General features: G+C 72.0%; 10 protein-coding genes and 1 pseudogene. 6 read left to right on the top strand and 5 right to left on the bottom strand.

The genetic code is table 11. The features are described 5' to 3' along the window. Window positions 1-100 precede the first annotated feature (100 nt). The 4 genes from G448_RS18950 (at window position 101) to G448_RS0114340 (ending at window position 5,023) form a co-directional block, all read left to right on the top strand. Entirely contained in the window at window positions 101-3,286 is a 3,186-nt protein-coding gene (locus G448_RS18950; RefSeq protein WP_026408546.1) for a DNA polymerase III subunit gamma and tau, read from the top strand. Between the two features lies 1 nt (window position 3,287). Next, a complete protein-coding gene (gene recR / locus G448_RS0114350; RefSeq protein WP_026408545.1) occupies window positions 3,288-3,893 on the top strand; it encodes a recombination mediator RecR in 606 nt (201 codons plus the stop codon). Between the two features lie 34 nt (window positions 3,894-3,927). Then, window positions 3,928-4,374 (top strand): VOC family protein, encoded by a 447-nt coding sequence (locus G448_RS0114345; protein ID WP_034495504.1) that lies wholly within the window; start codon window positions 3,928-3,930, stop codon window positions 4,372-4,374. A gap of 145 nt (window positions 4,375-4,519) precedes the next feature. Further along, a complete protein-coding gene (locus G448_RS0114340; protein ID WP_026408543.1) occupies window positions 4,520-5,023 on the top strand; it encodes a nitrous oxide reductase accessory protein NosL in 504 nt (167 codons plus the stop codon). Between the two features lie 106 nt (window positions 5,024-5,129). On the opposite strand, the gene G448_RS0114335 is transcribed toward G448_RS0114340, so the two are convergent. Both G448_RS0114335 and G448_RS0114330 read right to left on the bottom strand, forming a co-directional pair. Then, window positions 5,130-6,206 carry an ABC transporter permease gene (locus G448_RS0114335; RefSeq protein ID WP_026408542.1) on the bottom strand — a complete coding sequence of 359 codons (1,077 nt, stop codon included), beginning with the start codon at window positions 6,204-6,206 and terminating at the stop codon, window positions 5,130-5,132. Then, the gene (locus tag G448_RS0114330; RefSeq protein ID WP_026408541.1) at window positions 6,203-7,231 is read right to left on the bottom strand and encodes an ABC transporter ATP-binding protein; all 1,029 of its coding nucleotides are present in this window, start codon (window positions 7,229-7,231) and stop codon (window positions 6,203-6,205) included. The genes G448_RS0114335 and G448_RS0114330 overlap by 4 nt, the downstream gene beginning before the upstream one ends. Window positions 7,232-7,486: 255 nt before the next feature. Between G448_RS0114330 and G448_RS0114325 the strand changes: the two genes are divergently transcribed. Together G448_RS0114325 and G448_RS0114320 are read left to right on the top strand one after the other, a co-directional pair. Beyond that, a complete protein-coding gene (locus G448_RS0114325) occupies window positions 7,487-9,010 on the top strand; it encodes an aspartate kinase (RefSeq protein ID WP_026408540.1) in 1,524 nt (507 codons plus the stop codon). Further along, window positions 9,007-10,113: an aspartate-semialdehyde dehydrogenase gene (locus G448_RS0114320; RefSeq protein ID WP_026408539.1), complete on the top strand. Its 1,107-nt coding sequence runs from the start codon at window positions 9,007-9,009 to the stop codon at window positions 10,111-10,113. Before G448_RS0114325 ends, G448_RS0114320 begins: the two co-directional genes overlap by 4 nt. Before the next feature lie 140 nt (window positions 10,114-10,253). Here the strand turns inward: G448_RS0114320 and G448_RS19135 are convergent. The 3 genes and pseudogenes from G448_RS19135 to G448_RS0114305 form a co-directional block, all read right to left on the bottom strand. Beyond that, window positions 10,254-10,364: pseudogene (locus tag G448_RS19135) on the bottom strand (two pore domain potassium channel family protein); the annotation flags it as partial. 178 nt (window positions 10,365-10,542) lie between these two features. Further along, window positions 10,543-11,556: a hypothetical protein gene (locus G448_RS0114310; RefSeq protein ID WP_026408538.1), complete on the bottom strand. Its 1,014-nt coding sequence runs from the start codon at window positions 11,554-11,556 to the stop codon at window positions 10,543-10,545. A 162-nt stretch (window positions 11,557-11,718) separates the two neighbouring features. Continuing rightward, window positions 11,719-13,365, bottom strand: a complete 1,647-nt coding sequence (locus G448_RS0114305) for an NAD-dependent malic enzyme (protein ID WP_026408537.1) — start codon at window positions 13,363-13,365, stop codon at window positions 11,719-11,721. Between the last annotated feature and the right edge of the window lie 144 nt (window positions 13,366-13,509).

The raw sequence follows: 13,509 nt of genomic DNA, 5'->3' as shown, positions 1-13,509 counted from the left end.
GGGACACCGCGCGCCCCGGGGCCGAGCCCGCGGCTCGCTCGGCCGATCTTGTGGAGGGGAGTCGTCACACGGCGTCGTCGGTCCCGATTAGGCTCGGACCGTGACCACCGCCCTGTACCGCCGCTACCGCCCCGACACCTTCCAGGACGTCATCGGCCAGGACCACGTGACCGCCCCGCTCATGGCTGCGCTGCGTGGCGACCGCGTCACTCACGCCTACCTCTTCTCCGGTCCGCGCGGCTGCGGCAAGACCACATCGGCCCGCATCCTGGCGCGCTGCCTGAACTGCGAGCGCTTCCCCACCGACACCCCCTGCGGGCAGTGCGCGAGCTGCCGGGACCTGGCCACCGGCGGCCCGGGCAGCCTCGACGTCGTCGAGATCGATGCCGCCTCCCACAACGGCGTCGACGACGCCCGCGATCTGCGCGAGCGCGCCTCCTTCGCCCCCGCCCGCGATCGATTCAAGATCTTCATCCTCGACGAGGCCCACATGGTCACCCCGCAGGGGTTCAACGCCCTGCTCAAGCTCGTCGAGGAGCCGCCGGCGCACGTGAAGTTCGTCTTCGCCACCACCGAGCCGGAGAAGGTCATCGGCACCATCCGCTCGCGCACCCACCACTACCCCTTCCGCCTGGTGGCACCGGACACGCTCGAGGGGTACCTCGCCCACCTCTGCGGTGCCGAGGACGTCGCGGTCGGCCCGGGCGTCTTCCCACTGGTCACCCGCGCCGGCGGCGGCAGCGTGCGCGACACCCTGTCCGTCATGGACCAGCTCATCGGCGGCGCGATCGACGGGCAGGTGGACTACCAGCGCGCCGTCGCCCTCCTGGGGTACACGGACACGACTCTCCTCGACGCCTGCATCGACGCCCTGGCCGCCTCCGACGGCGCCGGTGTGTTCCGGGTGGTGGACCGCGTCATCTCCTCCGGGCACGACCCGCGGCGCTTCGTCGAGGACCTCCTGCAGCGCCTGCGCGACCTGCTGGTCATCGCTCTGGCGGGGTCGGAGGCCGGCCCCGCGCTCGGCTCTCTGCCCGACGACGAGCTGGCCCGCATGGAGGTGCAATCGCGCACCATCGGCGCGGTCGGCCTGTCGCGAGCGGCCGATGTGACGGCGCAGGCTCTCTCCCAGATGGTCGGGGCGACGTCGCCGCGCCTCCAGCTTGAGCTCCTCATGGCCCGTCTGCTCGTGCCGGGGCGGCGCGCCGCGGCTCCGGGCGAGGGTGCTCCGACGGCTCCGTCCGCGCGGCAGCCCGGCGCGGTCGGCACGGGGGTCGGCGACGGCCGGGTCATGACGACCGACTCCTCCCCGCGCGCGGCGCAGCCCGTCGCTGCCGGGCCCGCCGCCGGAGCGCCGGGTGGTCCGCCCACCGGGGCACCAGCCGCCGGGGCACCAGCCGCCGCTGCTCCGACGGCGTCGCCCGCGGCCGTCGCCACCGGACCCGCGGCTCCCGCGGCCCCCGCCTCCGCCGCATCGGGCGCTCCCGCCCCCGATCCGTCGATCGCTCCTGCCGCACCCGGCCCTTCGCCGGCGGCGCGGGGCGGGACCGCCCCGGTGGACTGGGACGCGCCTGCGCAGACGCTCTCGCCTCAGGGTCCCCCGCAGGCGGGCCCCGCGGGGCCCGCCGGACAAGCCGGTCCGCATGCGGACCCGGCAGGTGCGCACGGGGCCCCACCGGTCGGCTCGTCGCGCCGCGGACAGGGCGATGCGGCGGCGAACGCCGAGATGATCCGCGGTCGCTGGGAGGAGGTCCTCGAGGCGGCCAAGCGCTCGCGCCGCGCCACCTGGGCGCTCGTCGGCCCCAACTCCCAACCCGGCGGCATCAACGGCGACGTCTTCGAGGTCATCTTCAGCGGGCAGGGCCTGGTCAACGCATTCGAGAACGGCGGTCACGGCCCGGTGCTCTCCCGGGCCCTGCACCAGGCGCTCGGACTGGGGCTGGAGGTGCACGCCGTTCTGGCCGGCCCGGGCGGGGGCGGCCCGAGCGGCCCGAGTGATCCGGGCGGGGGCGGCGGCCCTGGCGGACGGTCCGGCGGCCCGGCTGGCCCGAGCGGGTATTCAGCGGGCCCCGGCGGTCCGGCTGGCCCGAGCGGCCCTGGCGGACGGTCCGGCGGCCCGGCTGGCCCGAGCGGATCGGCCGTCCCGGGTGCGGAGGCGAGCGCGCAATCGACCCGCGCCGCCTCCCGGACCCGGGCTCCGGCCGGCACCGCGTCCCCGGAGGCGGTGGAGAACGACGGGTGGGGCGTCATCGCCGTCCCCGGTGGCCGGAGCTCCGCCGATGAGAGCCTTGGACGAGCGGGGCGGGCCGAGGGGCCGGAGCCATCGGAGGCCGGCCCGAGCGACGATGCCGGGACTTCGTGTTCTCCGGACAGCCTCGACCAACCGACGTCGGAACCACTGAGTCCGCAGTCCGGTCACCCCGTGATCGATTCCGTTCGGCCCGCCTCGTCCCCGTCCGCGGAACAGGACTCTGGCGGGTACTCCGAATTCTCGGAGTCCCCGGGTCTTCCGGACCCCACCGACGCGCGCCGCGTCGATCAGGCCTCGCCGCCCGTCGAGACGCCGAGGCCGGTCGGCCCGGCCCCGTCCGCCGCCTCCCCGGCTGGCCCGGTCCCGGGAACGACGGCGTCCCCCGGTGCAGCGGCCTCTGCGACCTCCGTGGCCTCCCCGCCGTTGCCGTCCGGTGCCATCGCGTCGCCCGCACCGGAGCCGGTTGGCACCGTGTCCGACACCGTGCCGGAACCGGCCGACGGCGCTCCCCTTGCCACCGTCCACCGTCTGCATGCTCTGCCGACGCTGCCCGGTGGGGCTGCGCCCCCCTCACCGCCCCCGCCATCCGTCCCGACTACGCCGCAGTCCTCCTCGACGCCGCACTCCGAGGAGCACGGAGAGCCCCGGGAGCGTGAGGGCCTGGCCCCCATCGACTGGGACAGCCCCGCCACCTTCTCCGATGGCAGGCCCATCCCGCAGGAGCCCCCGCCCGAGGATGAGGGCGAGGACGGACCCGAGGACTCCGGGACCGGCTGGGCGCCCGCCGGGGCCGCTCACGACCGGGTCTCCGCCGCCCGGGCCGCGGCTCGTGCGGCCGCCCGGGGGGAGTCGCTCCCCGGTCCGGGATCGCGGGCGGCGTCCTCGACGGCCTTCGCGTCGTCCGTTGAGGACGATGCTCCCAGCGAGGACGACGAGGATGCCGAGGAGGCGGGCGTCGTCGGCCTTGACGTGGTCAAGCGGCTGCTCGGGGCGAGGGTGCTGGAGGAGATCACTGTGACCCAGGAGGGACGCTGACATGCCCGCCGTCTACGAGGGCGCCGTCCAGGACCTCATCGACGAGTTCGGTGAGCTGCCCGGCATCGGCCCCAAGTCCGCGCAGCGCATGGCCTTCCACATCCTGGCCGCCGACTCGGCCAGCGTCGAGCGCCTCATCGAGGCCCTGCGCGCCGTCAAGGCCCGGGTGCGCTTCTGCGAGACCTGCGGCAATATCGCCGAGTCCGAGCAGTGCGCCATCTGCCGCGACCCGCGTCGCGACCAGCGGGTCATCTGCGTGGTGGAGGAGCCCAAGGACGTCGTCGCCATCGAGCGCACCCGCGAGTACCGCGGGCTCTACCACGTGCTCGGCGGTGCCATCGACCCCATCAACGGGGTCGGGCCGGACGACCTTCGGGTGCGCGAGCTCTTCGCCCGCGTGGGGGACGGCGTCGAGGAGGTCATCATCGCCACCGATCCCGACGTCGTGGGCGAGGCCACCGCCGCCTATCTCACGCGCATGCTGCGCACCATGGCCGTGCCGGTCTCCCGACTGGCCTCGGGCCTGCCTGTGGGCGGCGACCTGGAGTACGCCGATGAGGTCACCCTCGGCCGGGCCTTCGAGGGACGGCGCCTCGTCGAGGGCTGACGGACCCCCGGGGACGGAACGATGGAGTGAACGGATGGCGGGACCTCGGATCGACCACATCCACGTGACGGTGCGGGATATTGAGCGGGCGGAGCGCTTCTACGATGCTCTGCTCCCTCTCCTGGGTTTCGATCTCGCGCTCAAGGAGCGCGCCGTCGTCCGGGACCGGGACTACCGGCTCGTCGAGTACCACCATGCGGCATTCTCCCTGGGAATCGTAGCCGAGCGCCCGCAGTACTCCTTCGATCCGGTCAGCCGCCGCCGAGCGGGCGCGATGCACCACCTGGCCTTCCGAGTCGATCGCCCGTGCGAGGTCGACTCGGTTCACGACGCCGTCCGCCGGATCCCGGCGCGGATCCTCCACGCTCCGCGCTACTGGCCCGAGTACTGCGTCGACTACTATGCTTTCTTCTTCAAAGACTCCGAGGGGATCGAGTACGAGGTGGCGAGCTTCGCCAGAGACGTGTACTTCCCGGTGTGAGAGCGTGAGGAGGACACGTCGAGTCAGCTTCCGCCTCCGGTCTCGGGGATGGCCGAGGTGCCGGGGCCCGGCCCGGCCGATCCTCCGCGCGTGTCCTTGCTGTATCGGCTATCGGCTGCATCGCCGAGGGGAAGAGGGAACCGAGATGATCCACGAGACCGATGTCGTTCTGGGACGGCGCGTCCTCCTCGGCGGCGCGGCCGCTCTGTCCGCCCTGGTCGTGACGAGTGGTCTGACGGCCTGCGGGAAGGAGGAGCGGACCTCCGACGGCCCGGTGGAGATCGAGCCCGGCGACACCTGTGCGCGCTGCGGAATGCACATCGCGGACATGCGGCATGTCGGGGAGATCATCGGCGCCAAGGACGTCTGGAAGTTCGACGACGTCGGCGAGCTCTTCGTGTACTACCAGGAGCAGGGCCTGACGGACGATGACGTTCGGGCGATCTACGTCAAGGGCTATGACTCGGGAGCATGGGTCGAGGGGGGCTCGGCCCGCTACGTCGTCGCGCCCGACGTCGCCACCCCGATGGCCACGCACGTTCTCGCCCTCGCCAAGGAGGACTCCGTCGGCACGTACACCGCATCCGGGTCGGCTCAGGAGAGGACCTACGACGACCTTCTCGCGAACCCGCCCGGGGTCATGGGATGAGCTCGTCGTGCCCGGGCGCGCCGTCGTCGGACCGATCTCGGTGCGGAACTGAACCGATCTCGGCGAAGGGGGAGCGGGAGGGCGGGGGATGGACTCGCCCGCTTGCTCAGGCCACCCGCGTGCCTCGAGCGAGCCTGCGAACCGGCGTGCGCAGGCGCCGCGACGCGGACGTCAGCGACCAGGCCCCCAGCCCCAGCACCACGATCAGACTCACGGGCCAGAAGACGAGGTGCGCGATGTCCGGCTCGTACGAGTCGTCCCCGGAGATCAGCAAGCTCCCCGAGTCCTCATCGCAGTAGTTCTCGACGATCTCCGCCGGCTGGCTGTCGCGCATGTCGTCGACGGCCGCTCCCATCATCTCCAGCTGGGCCGCCGAGGAGTAGTCGTACAGATACGCGCTCGGCGCCGGGGCCCGCGCCGAGACGTCGGCCAGCGCCACGAAGGGGTTGGGGATGAGCATCCACCAGATCCGCTCGGTGTGCACGATGTCCTCGGTGTACATCTGGGGCTGGGACTTGCACACCCGGCGGTCGTTCGTCGAGGCGTCGTAGTCCGTCGTGTAGATGATCTGCGTCTGCTCCCCCTGAACCGCCGTCGCCGAGATCGCCGTGGCCAGAGGCGTCCCGATGACCAGCGCCGCGACGGCCAGGTAGGTGAGCACGGCCGAGGCCGAGGTGCGCGCGGTCGCGGCCGAGAACCCCAGGCCGATGGCGCATACGGCTCCCAGGGAGACCACGAGGATCAGCATGTGACCCAGCAGTGCCGTCCACGACGCGCCGCCCGCCAGGGTCAGCACGACCAGGAAGGGCAGGGCCACCGCGAGGAACGCCAGGGCGGCGGACCACGCCGCCACGAGCTTGCCGACGACGATCTCCTGGGAGCGCAGCGTGGTGGCCTGCAGAAGCGCCAGGGTCGCGTCGGCGCGATCGCCGTTGATGGAGGTGGCCGACAGCGTCGGGGCGACGATCAGGCCGATGCCCAGGACGAAGCAGAGCGCCGTGTCGTACAGGGAGGGCACGACCCTGTCGACGCTATCCCCGCTCATCGACGCCAGCGAGGCCATGCCCCCGCACAGGAGGACCAGGACAATGCCCCACACCACCAGCATGACCCGCCAGCGTGTGGACCTCACGCGCTGACGCAGCTCCAGCACCGCGACGGTGCGCACGGCGGACCAGCTCATCGCCGCTCTCCTTCCATCGACAGGTAGATCTCCTCCAGGGATCCCCCGGCCGGGGAGAAGGACACCACCTCGACCCCCGCGTCGAGCGCCTCCCGCAGGACGCGAGCGGCGACGGCGTCGTCGGGCACGGCCAGGCTCACCGTGCCGTCCTCGGACGCCCTGGCCCGCACCGAGGCCCCGGCGGACCAGTCCGACAGTCGTTGCGCGTCCAGCGCTCGCATCCGCCACCAGCGCTGCAGCGGCTGGGGGAGGACCCTGCCCGTCGCGGCGGGGGCAAGGGCGCCCTCGTCGTCCTGGACTCCGTCGGCACTGCCAGCGCCGTCGGCACCGTCGGGGCGCGGGGGCTCGGGGCCCGACGGGGCGCCCGCGGTGGTCGGGGCGTCCGGGAGGACCGCCTGGCCGTGCGCCATGAAGATGACGCCGTCGATCATCTGCTCCAGCTCGGACAGGATATGACTGGAGACCAGGACGGTGACGCCGGCTGAGGCGAGGTCGCGCAGCAGGACCCGCAGGTCGGCGCGGGAGCGCGGGTCCATGCCCGCCGCGGGCTCGTCGAGCAGCAGGACCTGGGGACGGTGCACCAGTGCGCGGGCCAGTCCCAGGCGCTGCTTCTGCCCGCGCGAGAGCACGCGCGCCGGGGTCTGAGCCATGTCCTCCAGGTGGACGGCGGAGAGCATCTCGATGGCGCGCCGCTGACCCGTGGCCCTGTCCAGTCCCTGGGCGGCCGCGAAGGTCAGCAGGATCTCGGTGCAGGTCAGCGAGTCCCAGGTGCCGAAGGCGTCCGGCATCCACCCCACCGCCCGGTGCACCTCCCGCGACTGGGTGGTCGGATCGAGTCCCGCCACCTTGATCGAGCCCGTGTCGGGGGCCAGCAGTGCGGCCAGCATGAGGAGAAGAGTCGTCTTGCCCGCCCCGTTGGAGCCCACGAGCCCGGTGACCGCGCCCGCGGGCACGGTCATATTCATCCGCCAGACCGCGCGCGTGGAGCCGAAGAAGCGCGTCACATCTGTGACCTCGATGCTCATGGATCCATGCTATGGGCCGTGCCCCCGGCTGGGAACCACCCCGGGGCGGTGAGTTCTCCCCGCCCGCCCGGCCGCCGCGGGGACGTCCCCGGCGAGTCGGCGTCGTCGTCTCACGATGGGTGTTTCAGCGGGCCCGTGGCTCGGAGCGCACGTATGCTGGGCGGGTTGCCACGCCGGGGTGGGCCCGGTCGCGCCAACCGCGTGAGCAGCGCCCCCTCCCGTGGCCGGCGGTGACCACAACCCGAGGAGCGCCACATGGCACTGGTCGTGCAGAAGTACGGCGGCTCGTCCGTCAGCGACATCGAGGCGATGCGACGTGTTGCCAAGCGCGTGGTCGCCACGCGCGAGGCCGGCAACACCGTCGTCGTGGTCGTCTCCGCCATGGGCGACACCACCGACGACCTGCTCGACATGGCCGCCGCCCTGACCGACGCGCCCCCCGCCCGCGAGATGGACATCCTCCTGTCCGCCGGCGAGCGCATCGCCATGGCCCTGCTCGCCATGGCCGTGGGCGAGCTCGGCGTCCCGGCCCGCGCCTACACCGGCGCCCAGGCGGGGGTCCTGACCGACTCCAAGTACGGGCGCGCCTCGATCGTCGGCGTCCTGCCCGAGCGCATCGCCCGGGCCGTCCAGATGGGCGCCGTCGCCATCGTCGCCGGCTTCCAGGGCATCAACGAGGTCGAGGACGTCACCACGCTCGGCCGCGGTGGGAGCGATACGACGGCCGTGGCGCTCGCCGCCGCGCTCAATGCGGACGTGTGCGAGATCTACACCGACGTGGACGGCCTGTTCACCGCCGATCCCCGCATCGTGCCGACCGCCAGGCGCATCGAGGCGCTCTCCAGCGAGGAGACCCTGGAGATGGCCGCCAACGGCGCCAAGATCCTCCACCTGCGCGCCGTCGAGTACGCCCGCCGTTTCGGGGTGCCGGTCCACGTGCGCTCCTCCTTCTCGGACAAGACCGGCACCTGGATCTACGACGGCCGTCGCCAGGGCGCCTTCGTGCCGCCCATCATCGCCGAGCCCCCCTTCTCCGGGAGCAGCGCCGATAGCGCCGATCGGGCCGGTGATGCCGAGCCGGACGGCGGCGTCGCCCCCGTCCCGGCTGCCCCGCCCATGGTCGACGCCGTCACCGGGCGCGTCGTGGCCCCGGCCGGCACGGCCGCCCCCACCTCCGCCTCCGTCGGCTCCGCCCACAGTCATGCCATCAACGCCCGGGCCCGGGCCCGCCCCCTCAGTTCCGCCAAGGAGGATCACGTGGAAGCCCCCGTCATCTCCGGTATCGCCCACGATCGCAGCCAGGACAAGATCACCCTCGTCGGCGTTCCCGACGTGCCCGGCGCGGCCGCCCGCATCTTCGCGATCGTGGCGAGCACGGACGCCAATATCGACATGATCGTCCAGGACGTCTCCGCCGAGGGCACGGGCTCGACGAACATCTCCTTCACCTGTCCCGACGGGGACTCCGCCGGCGCCCGCGCCGCCCTGGAGGCCGCCAGGGACGAGCTCGGCTTCAAGAGCCTCCACTTCAACCCCGACATCGGCAAGCTCTCCCTGGTCGGCGCCGGAATGCGCTCCCACCCGGGCGTGTCCGCCAGACTCTTCAGCGCGCTGAGCGAGGCCGGGGTCAACATCCACATGATCTCCACCTCCGAGATCCGCATCTCGGTCGTGCTCGACGACGCCGTGCTCGACGAGGCCGTGCGCGCCGTCCACTCCGCCTTCGGCCTCGACGCCCAGGCCGCCGAGGCGGTCGTCTACGGAGGGACCGGACGATGAGCATCCAGCAGAACCAGAGCAGCCTCGTCAACGACTACGTCGGCCCGGCCGACGGCGTGGTCGTCGCCGTCGTGGGGGCCACCGGCCAGGTGGGGCGCGTCATGCGCGCCATGCTGGCCGAGCGCGGCTTTCCGGCCCGCTCGGTGCGCTTCTTCTCCTCGGCCCGCAGCGCCGGGACGGTCGTGGACTTCCGCGGCGCCCAGGTCGAGGTCGAGGACGTGGCCACGGCGGACCTGGCCGGCATCGACGTCGCCATCTTCTCAGCCGGGGGCGCCGCCTCGCGCGAGCACGCCCCCCGCTTCGCCGCGGCCGGGGCCGTCGTCGTCGACAACTCCTCGGCCTGGCGGGGGGATCCCGAGGTGCCGCTCGTCGTCAGCGAGGTCAACCCGCACGCCCTGCGCGAGCGGCCCAAGGGCATCATCGCCAACCCCAACTGCACCACCATGGCGGCCATGCCCGCCCTCAAGGTGCTGCACGAGGAGGCCGGGCTCATCCGCCTCATCGTCTCGACCTACCAGGCCGTCTCCGGCTCGGGGCGGGCCGGTGTGGCCGAGCTGGCGGGGCAGGTGCGCGCCGTCGCCGACGGGGACATCGAGGGCCTGGCCCTGGACGGGCGGGCCGTCGAGTTCCCCGCGCCGGAGGTCTACGTCGACACCATCGCCTTCAACGCCGTCGCCTGGGCCGGCAGCGACGCCGGCGACGGCTCCGGTGAGACCGACGAGGAGCAGAAGCTGCGCAACGAGTCGCGCAAGATCCTTCAGATCCCGGACCTGCTCGTCTCCGGCACCTGCGTGCGCATCCCGGTGTTCTCCGGCCACGGGCTCAGCGTCAACGCCGAGTTCGCCCGCGAGATCAGCGTCGAGCGCGCCCGCGAGCTGCTGGAGGCGGCGCCCGGCGTCGCCTACCAGGACGTGCCCAGCCCCCTCAAGGGCGCCGGCCGCGACGGCACGTTCGTGGGGCGCCTGCGCGCCGATCAGGCCTTCGCGCCGGGCCACGGCCTGCAGTTCTTCGCCGTCGGCGACAACCTGCGCAAGGGCGCGGCCCTCAACGCCGTCGAGCTCGCCGAGCTGGTGGCCGCGGAGATCCGGAGCGCGCGGGGCTGAGCCGGCTCCCCGCCCTCTCCTTACTTCGTCGAGCCGGGCATGTTTCGCGTGTTCCGACAGAAGTTCTGTTGGCCTCCGGGAAGAATGCCCGGCTCGGTGTCCGTGCGGCCGACGTCGGACCGGAAGGCGGGCGGATGCGGTCAGCTACCCGAGCCGCGTTCCTCCAGGAGGCGGTCGATGGGCTGGCTCAGCTCACTGACCTGCTGCTGGAGGGCTGCCACCTGTGCCTGCGTGGCGGCCTCGCGCTCCGCCTCCGGCATGACCGGCGCTGAGGCGACGATGAACAGGTCTGCGCTGCCGACCGTGTAGAGGGTGGTGCGCCCGCGCCGTCGGGGACATTCGGCACTGACGGGGGCCTTCGACGCCGGCGGGGACAGGAATCCTGCACCCGTACGCGCAGGATGTCCCCAGCCGTGAAGGGGTGCAGCCCTACGTGTGGGATGTCCCCGTCTGCTCGGAGCCGGAGGCGGCCTGCTCGGAGGTGTCCTGCTGTGTGGGTGATGCCGCCGGAGACGCCTCCGAATTCAGGGAGGGCGTCGGCTGTGGTGCAGGCTCTGAGGCCGCCTCCGGTCCGGCGTCCTCGTCCTGCTCGGGCTGGGTGCGTACCAGCTCGCAGGCGCGCCAGACCTCGTCGAGTCGTGCCTCGACCTGGGAACGGGCGTCGTCGAGCTGCGATGGCGTCACCGTCAGGCTGAGCCGAGAGATGAGGACGGGCGCCCCCGGCTCGGAACCCCCGCTGGGCGGGGAGTAGACGGCCTGCACCTGCACCCTGCCGCGGCGCGCCGGCGCCTCCTGGGCTCTGAGATCGTCACGGCTGGAGGGCAGGGCGAGGCTGAAGGACTCCATGCTCGCAACGGCCATGCCGCGCGGGGTCAGGTGCACCGCGCTCGACCGACGGCGCACGGCGGTACGCACCAGCAGGACGAAGCTCACGATGAGCAGGAGGACCACGATCACGGTGGCCGCACCGACCAGCTCCTGGGTGGACTCGCTGTAGAACAGGGTGTGCGGAACAGCGATCGCAATGATCGGGGAGGCCACCAGGAGGTTGCTGGCGAGCATCGCCCACAGCAGGCCCGCCGAGCGCCTCTCCGGATCCTGCGCGACGTGAAGGAATCTGGCGTCCGCGATGTCGCGGTGCGATACGGTCGCGTTCTTGGCCAACCAGTTGTCGGCGCCTCTGAAGCAGGAGGCCGCGCCGAAGCAGAACGCGGTCAGCACGAAGCTGTACAAGACCGTCACGGTGACCAGAATGGATGCGGGCTCGATCCCCAGGTCTGTCCTGTACGGGTCGGTCATGGCTTCGTCCAGGGATCCCAGAGCGAAGGCGCATATGAGCAGCACGAACGGGTAGAGGGCTGCGATGCCGATGGCAGCCAGCGTGCTCAGGACCCCGAGTGCCCCGACCCAGGTGGTGGGGCGTGAACGGATGTAGATCGCCATAGGGTGTCTTCCTTGAAACATCACGGCGGGGCGATTGCAGCTTATTGGGCTCGTCCGACGACGTCGGATGCGTCAAGTCTGTGGGCGCCAGGCATGTCCTGTCCATGGGACCTTTTCCGGCGGGGACGCTCGACACGGACGGGGACCTTCGCGCCGCCCCTCTCAGACGACCTCGGGGTAGACCGGCTGCCACATGGCGTCCTGGACCGCCTGGATGAGGTTGTCGTGACTCACGGTGGCGACGCCGTCGGCCTCGGCCTGGCGGGCGACCGCGACGGCGACCGTTGCCGAGGAGGCGCGCAGGTTCTCCACCGGCGGCAGCAGGGCCGCACCGGGCGCCGTCGGGTCCACCTGGCTCGCGACGGCCTGGGCGGCGGCGAGCAGCATGCCGTCGGTCACCCGGCTCGCGCCGGAGACGATGACCCCCAGCCCCAGGCCCGGGTAGAGCAGGGCGTTGTTGCCCTGGCCGATCGTGAACGTGGTCCCCTCGTACTCGAAGGGCTCCACCGGGATGCCGGTGGCGACCAGCGCCTTGCCGCCGGACCAGGCGATGATGTCGGCGGGCATGGCCTCGATCCGCTCGGTGGGGTTGGACAGTGGTAGGACGATGGGACGCTCGACGCCGCTGCTCATCTCCTCGATGACCTCACGGGTGAAGGCGCCGTGGTCCGTGGAGGTCCCGATGAGGATCGTGGGATGAACCCGACGCACCGTCTCGAGCAGGCCGATTCTGCCGTGCTCGCGCGTCCAGTCCGCCACCTCGGAGGCCGGCCGCGCGTAGGCCTGCTGGTAGTCGGGCAGGCCCTCCATGTCGTCGGTGACGAGGCCCGCTCGGTCGATGAGCCAGATGCGGGAGCGAGCCTCGTCGGGGCTGAGCCCGTCGCGGACCATGCCGGCGTGGATCTGGTCGGCCATACCGGTGCCTGCGGTACCGGCGCCGTAGACGACCAGGCGCTGGTCGGCGTAGTTCTGACCGGCGACCTTCATGCCGGAGACCACCGCGGCGATGACGATCGCGCCGGTGCCCTGCATGTCGTCGTTGAAGATGCGGTACTTCTCGCGGTTGGCCAGCAGGATGCGGCGAGCGTTGGACGGCCCGAAGTCCTCGAAGTGGAGCAGCGCGCGGGGGAAGAGACCGGCCGCGACGGACAGGTACTCGTCGATGAGCGCGTCGTAGCGCCGGCCGCGCACGCGCGCGTGACGGTTGCCCAGGTAGGCGGGGTCATTGAGGAGGGCTTCGTTGTCCGTGCCGCAGTCCAGGTTGACGGCGATCGTCCGCTCGGGGTGGATACCGGCGGCCGCCGTGTAGACGGCGAGCTTACCCACGGAGATGTCGGTGCCGTTGACGCCCCAGTCCCCGATCCCGAGGATCTCCTCGGCGTCGGAGACCACGAGCAGGTCGACGTCGTCGGGCCCCAGACCCAGGCCCTCCAGGGAGGGGCGCACGTCCTCGACGCGGTCCACGGACAGGTAGACGGCGCGCGACCGGCGGTAGTCGCGGCTCCACTTCCTGATGGCCTCGCCGACCGTGGGGTCGTAGACGATTGGCAGCAGCTCGGCGAGATGGTCGGCGAGCACCCGGTAGTAGAGGACCTCGTTGCGGTTGTGGAGCTGGTCGAGGAAGACGTACTTGTCCAGGTTCGTGGGCTGGGTGGTCAGCTGTGCGTAGGTCCGAGCCGCCTGCTGGTCAAGGGTCTCGACGGCGGAGGGGAAGCGGCCGATGAGTCCGAGCCGGCGCCGCTCCTCCTCGGTGAAAGCGGTGCCGCGGTTGGTCAGGGGATCGGTGACGATGGTTGGTTTGGCCGGCATGCGGTCTCCTCCAGGGCGAGCGGAGCCGATCGTCAGTTTAGTGACGATGCTGTTGGATTACGGAAATAAACTAACGCTCGTTCTTCCGAGACGTCCACCGGTGCAGGTGCGATGGCGCGTCGGCCGAGGCGGAGCTCGGCGGTT

It is taken from the genome of Actinomyces gerencseriae DSM 6844, assembly GCF_000429265.1.
GTDB classification, from domain to species: Bacteria; Actinomycetota; Actinomycetes; order Actinomycetales; family Actinomycetaceae; genus Actinomyces; species Actinomyces gerencseriae.
Note: the sequence above shows the minus strand (reverse complement) of the source record. Positions and strands in the feature narration are given on the sequence as shown.